This is a genomic window from Pseudomonas sp. BF-RE-21 (assembly GCF_019947305.1).
Classification (GTDB): Bacteria; Pseudomonadota; Gammaproteobacteria; order Pseudomonadales; family Pseudomonadaceae; genus Aquipseudomonas; species Aquipseudomonas migulae.
Window position 1 is genome coordinate 1 of the sequence record NZ_JAGYGF010000101.1, and the last position, 5,495, is coordinate 5,495.

4 protein-coding genes are annotated in these 5,495 nt (G+C 61.1%); 2 read left to right on the forward strand and 2 right to left on the reverse strand.

Going from position 1 to position 5,495, the window contains the following annotated elements; genetic code table 11:
• Positions 1 to 53: 53 nt before the first annotated feature.
• Complete coding sequence (locus KGB25_RS30175; protein WP_192228209.1) at positions 54 to 1,451, reverse strand: NorM family multidrug efflux MATE transporter; 1,398 nt, start codon at positions 1,449 to 1,451, stop codon at positions 54 to 56.
• A gap of 158 nt (positions 1,452 to 1,609) precedes the next feature.
• On the opposite strand from KGB25_RS30175, the gene KGB25_RS30180 reads away from it, so the two are divergent.
• Both KGB25_RS30180 and KGB25_RS30185 read left to right on the forward strand, forming a co-directional pair.
• Positions 1,610 to 2,530, forward strand: coding sequence for a LysR substrate-binding domain-containing protein (locus KGB25_RS30180; RefSeq protein WP_008030538.1), 921 nt, complete (start codon positions 1,610 to 1,612; stop codon positions 2,528 to 2,530).
• A gap of 181 nt (positions 2,531 to 2,711) precedes the next feature.
• Positions 2,712 to 4,688 (forward strand): methyl-accepting chemotaxis protein, encoded by a 1,977-nt coding sequence (locus KGB25_RS30185; RefSeq protein ID WP_223437981.1) that lies wholly within the window; start codon positions 2,712 to 2,714, stop codon positions 4,686 to 4,688.
• 129 nt (positions 4,689 to 4,817) lie between these two features.
• Here KGB25_RS30185 and KGB25_RS30190 read toward each other — a convergent pair.
• The coding region (locus tag KGB25_RS30190; protein WP_223437983.1) for a vWA domain-containing protein at positions 4,818 to 5,495 on the reverse strand (678 nt) is incomplete at its 5' end.

Here is a 5,495-nt window from a genome sequence, read left to right on the forward strand (position 1 = left end):
TTGTTGTTCCTGACACGACGCCTTCGCGGGCAAGCCTCGCTCCTACAAGGATCTCAGTCAGGCTGGGCGATCTGGAAACTTGCCCCTGATGTCGGCTCCCGCCGAATCATCCGCTTCATCTTCCACTCGAACGCCAGCGTCAGGCTCACCGCCGCGCACGCCAGGCCCAACGCCAGACCCCACCAGACACCCGTCGGCCCCCAGTGCAAATGGAACGCCATCCACCACGCGGCGGGCGCGCCAATCAGCCAATAGCAACCCAACCCGACCAGGAACGTGGTCTTGGCATCCTTGAGCCCGCGAATGCAGCCCATGGCGATGGTTTGCGTGCCGTCGAACAGCTCGAACCACGCCGCCACCGCCAGCAGGCTCACCGCCAGTTCGATGACCGGGCGGAAGGCCGGGTCGTTGTGGTCCAGGAACAGGCCGATCAACTGATTCGGCAACAGCCAGAAGACCATCGCGAAACCAAGCATCGCCGCTGCGCCAAAGGCGATCCCGACCCGTCCCGCAAGCCGCGCGTCCAGCAACTGCCCGGCGCCGTAATGCTGGCCGATGCGCATGGTGATCGCATAGGAAAGCCCCGCCGGAATCATGAACGCCACAGAGACAATCTGCAGCGCGATCTGATGCGCGCCCAGTTGCGTACTGCCCATGGTGCCCATGCACAACGCGGCAAAGGCAAACAGCCCGACTTCCACTGCGTAGGTGCCGCCAATCGGCAGGCCCAGGCGCCACAACTCCTTCAGGTACTGCCGGTTTGGCCGCGACAAACCCTGACGCAATGGATACGCGTCGTACGCCGGGTGCCGCCGAATGTGCAGCGCCAACGCCACGGCCATCAGGTTGGCAACAATTGCCGTGACCAGACCGATACCCACCAGGCCCATTTTCGGCAGGCCGAACATCCCGGTGATCAACGCATAATTGAGCACGAAGTTGGCCACCGTGCCGCCGAGGCTGATGACCATCACCGGCGTCGCCCGGCCAATCGCGCTGGTGAAACCGCGCAGGGCCATGAAGCTCAGGTAACCGGGCAAGGCGAACGGCAAAATCAACAGGAACTGCCCGGCTGACTGGACGTTGGTTTCGGTCTGGCCAAACATCAGCAACACCGGTTTGAGGTTCCACAGCAGCAACCCGGCGACCAAAGCCATCAACCACGCCAGCCACAACCCGGCCTGGGTCAGCCGCGCCGCGCCAACGATATCGCCCGCGCCCTGACGGATCGCCACCAACGTGCCGACCGCCGCAATCACGCCGATGCAAAAGATCGACACAAACGAATAGGTCGCCGCGCCGAGTCCGCCGCCGGCCAATGCCTCGGGGCTCAGGCGCGCCATCATCAAGGTGTCGGTGAGGACCATCAGCATGTGCGCCAACTGCGAGGCAATCAACGGCCCCGCCAGCCGCAGGATGGCCCAGAGTTCAATACGTGCTGGATGCTGCATGGTCATCACGCCCGATTATCAAAGAGAACAGGAAAGCGTCGATTCTCGGCGCTCTGCGGGGTTTGCACAAAGGGATAAAAAGGATGGATGGCATGATTAAAACTCATCCTGGGGAGTTTCTGATAAGTTGACGAAATTGCGCCATAGGAGCTTTCCGCATGTCTCGTCGTCTTCCTCCCTTGTATGCCCTTCGTGCATTTGAAGCGGCGGCGCGGCATAGCTCGTTTACCCGTGCCGCTGAAGAGTTGTCGATTACGCAGAGTGCGGTCAGTCGGCATATTCGTACGCTTGAAGAGCATTTTGCCTGTCGGCTGTTTCATCGCAGCGGGCGCAATTTGCAACTGACCGAGTCGGCGCGCCTGATCCTGCCGGGCATTCGCGAAGGCTTCACCGCCCTTGAGCGGGCCTGCAATACCTTGCGCGCCGAAGATGACATCCTGCGCATGAAAGCACCGTCGACCCTGACCATGCGCTGGCTGCTGGCGCGGCTCAGCCGTTTCCGCCACCTGCAACCGGGCAACGAAGTGCAACTGACCAGCGCCTGGATGGACGTCGATTCAGTGGACTTCAACCATGAACCGTTCGACTGCGCCGTGATCCTCAGCAACGGGCATTTTCCGCCGGACTGGGAGGCGAGCCTGCTGTTCCCGGAGGAGCTGATTCCGGTCGGTGCACCGAATCTTCTGAAGGACCAACCGTGGGACGTCGCGCGCCTGGCTCATGCCGAACTGTTGCACCCGACGCCGGACCGGCGTGACTGGCGCAACTGGCTGGAGCGCATGGGGCTGACGGATCAGGTGTCGCTCAAGGGCGGGCAGGTGTTCGATACGCTGGAGCTGGGCATGATCGCCGCCGCCCGGGGGTATGGCGTGTCGATGGGCGATCTGCTGATGGTGGCCGAAGATGTGGCGCAGGGCCGTCTGAGTTTGCCGTGGCCGACCGCCGTCGCCAGTGGTGAGAATTATTACCTCGTCTGGCCGAAAACCCGCCCAGGAGGTGAACGTTTGCGCCGCCTCAGCGATTTCCTGCAAGGCGAAGTGCGGGCGATGAAATTGCCGGACGTCGAACACTTGTGCTGAATCGATAGAGCCCTTGAAATAGCGGCCTTGAGCCATATCCCGGCTATTTACTCAAGTATTCAGGTTCGCCGCCGAAAATCTGCAGATGGAACCTTCGTGCAGGTTCGACGTAATTCCCATTATTAGAAATTTTGCTGAGTAGCCGATCAAGGAGGATCAGATCGCTCGGCCAGGAGCTGTCATGTCTCAACCTCGTGCTCGGATTGCCTCACAGCTTGGCCTTGCGCTCGCCATTATCCTGGCGATTGTCATCAGCGGCAGTACCCTGTTTGCCCTGCGTTCACTGGACACGGCCAACCTCGCCACCCGCGAAGAGCACCTGGCCAGTGAGGCGCGGTTGCTGGCCGACCAGTTGAGTACGTTTCACGGCACGTTGCGTGAAAGTACCCTGCGCCTTGCGGGGTTGTTCGAAAAGCGTTTCAGTGGTGGGCTGAGCGTGCACCCGGATGCGCCGGTGAACGTGGCGGGCACCCAGACTCCGGGCCTGCAACTGGGCGGCGAAGTGCTCAATAACAACTTCAAGGAAGTGGACGAGTTCAAGCAGATGACCGCCGGCGTGGCCACGGTGTTCGTGCGCAGCGGCGAGGACTTCATTCGGGTCAGTACCAACGTCACCAAACAGGATGGCAGTCGTGCCATTGGCACTATTCTCGATCATGCGAACCCGGCTTACGCCCGTTTGATGGCGGGGCAGAGTTTCGTCGGACGGTCTTTGCTTTTTGAACGCTACTACATGTCGCAGTACACCCCGGTACGCGACAGCGGCGGCAAGGTCATTGCCGTGCTGTATGTCGGTTTCGACTACACCGACGCGCAGAAAGCCCAGTTCGAAAACCTCAAGCGATTCCGCATCGGCAAGACCGGTTCCCTGGCGTTGCTCGACGAGCAGAACAAATGGCTGGTACCGATCGCCGGCGTGGAAGCGCTGGATAAAGCCGTTCCAGCCATCACCGCCCTGGCGAAAACCCCGAGCGAGGGCGGTTTCTGGAGCGACACGTCCGAAGACTTCTACAGTGTTTCCGTGCCGTTCCAGGACGGCCCGTGGTCGGTCGTGGCGAGCATGCCGCAAGACGAAATCAGCGCGGTGACCTGGAGTGTCGGCATTCAACTGGCGATTGGCAGCCTGCTGGCGATGTTGATCGCGGTCGGCTCGGCAGTCTGGCTGCTGCGCAGCAAACTCGCGCCGCTGGGTGATCTGGTGCGTCAGGCCGAAGCTCTGGGGGCCGGCGACCTGAGCGTGCGTTTGGACGTGTCGAGCAACGACGAGATCGGTCAGTTGGCCCGTGCCTTCAATCAGATGAGTCAGGCGTTGTCGACGATGGTCGAGCACATCCGCCGGGCCTCGCAAGAGGTCAACAGCCGTGCCCAGGCCTTGTCCGGTTTGTCTGGCGGTGCCTATGAAGGCATGGAGCAGCAGTCCGGCGAAATCACCAGCATGGCCGGTGCCGTGGAAGAATTCAGCGCCACCTCGTTGAACATTGCCGACAACATGGGCAGCACTCAGCGTCTGGCGCAGGAAAACGCACAGCAAACCCAGATCGGTCGTACATCGATGGGTGAAGCGTCCTCGTCCCTGGAGCAAATCGCTGGCGCGCTGAACAGCACTGCCACGGTGATCAACACCTTGGGCCAGCGTTCTCAGGAAATCGGCGGCATTGTCGGGGTGATCACCTCGATTGCCGAGCAAACCAACCTGCTGGCGCTCAACGCGGCCATCGAAGCGGCGCGTGCCGGTGAGCAGGGCCGCGGTTTTGCGGTGGTGGCTGATGAAGTGCGCAACCTGGCCTCACGCACTCGCCAGGCCACCGACGAAATTTCCGGGATGATTCAGAGCATCCAGCAGGAAACCGGCAATGCCATCAGCACCATGGAACAGGGCAAAGTCTTGATGCAGGAAGGCTTGTCGCGTAACGCCAATGTCGCTTCGGCACTGGCGCGGATCGATGAGCAAAGCCGTTCCGCCGGTGAACAGTTCGCCGCGATCACTACAGCGACCCAGGAGCAGAGCAGCACCGCGACGCTGCTCAGCAGCAACCTGCAAAGCATCGCGCTGGCGAACAGCGAGCAGCGGGAAGTGGTGTCGAACCTGGCGGTGACCGCCAAAGAGCTGGAGAGCCTGGCGGCGGAATTGCGCCAAGAGGTTGACCGGTTTCGTTGAGTCGCCTTTGAAATCGCCTTCGCGGGCAAGCCTCGCTCCTACAGAGGTCAACACTGGACCTGTAGGAGCGAGCGGTGCGGCGATCCGACTTGCCCGCGAAGGGGTCACCGCAAATTACGGATCTGCCAATCAATCACACTTGGCGTTGCTCGACACTTCCTTGGTTGCGAGTTTCAACTGCTTGGCCAGTTCTGCCGCGTTGGTGCTGTTGTAAACCCGGCCACCGGTGTTTTCAGCAATGCAGCGTGACGGGCCACCGGCACCGATTTTCACCACGTTGACCCGCAGGCGTGGTTGTTCCCTGGCGATTTGGCGAGACACCGCGCAAGCGTCTTTCTGGCAACCGTCCTCACCGTCGACGAACATCACGATCACGGCATCGTTATTACGCCCGTCAACGGTGCTTGCCGCGTAAGCCAGGCTGTCGGCCAGCGGTGTGCCGTCATTGGGAACCAGCCCTCGAATCCCGTTGATCAGCCGTGGCCGGTCGCCAAACTTGAACACGCCCTGGTCCGGTGTGCGTTCGCAGCCGGCGAAGGTAATGAGGCGCGTGTCGATTTTCGGGTCCAGCCCGTTGATCATGCCGGCCAGCGAGTCCTTGGCGACGTCCATGCGGCTGGGTTTGGCGAAGATCTGCATGGTGCGGTTCGCGTCCAGGTACTTGTTGAGCTCGTTGCCGAAGAACCAGTCCTCATCGGCTTTCACGGACTTGATGTTCAAATCCATCGAACCCGAGGTATCGAGCACCACCACGAACTGCGGGATCTCTGCGTTTGGCGCTTTTTTGCGGCACGCGAAGTTGTCCAG

What these genes read in the sequence shown, in the direction of transcription:
- KGB25_RS30180 (WP_008030538.1), top strand. Translation starts at nt 1,610, where the DNA reads ATGTCTCGTCGTCTTCCTCCCTTGTATGCCCTTCGTGCATTTGAAGCG.
- KGB25_RS30175 (WP_192228209.1), bottom strand. Translation starts at nt 1,451, where the DNA reads ATGCAGCATCCAGCACGTATTGAACTCTGGGCCATCCTGCGGCTGGCG.
- KGB25_RS30185 (WP_223437981.1), top strand. Translation starts at nt 2,712, where the DNA reads ATGTCTCAACCTCGTGCTCGGATTGCCTCACAGCTTGGCCTTGCGCTC.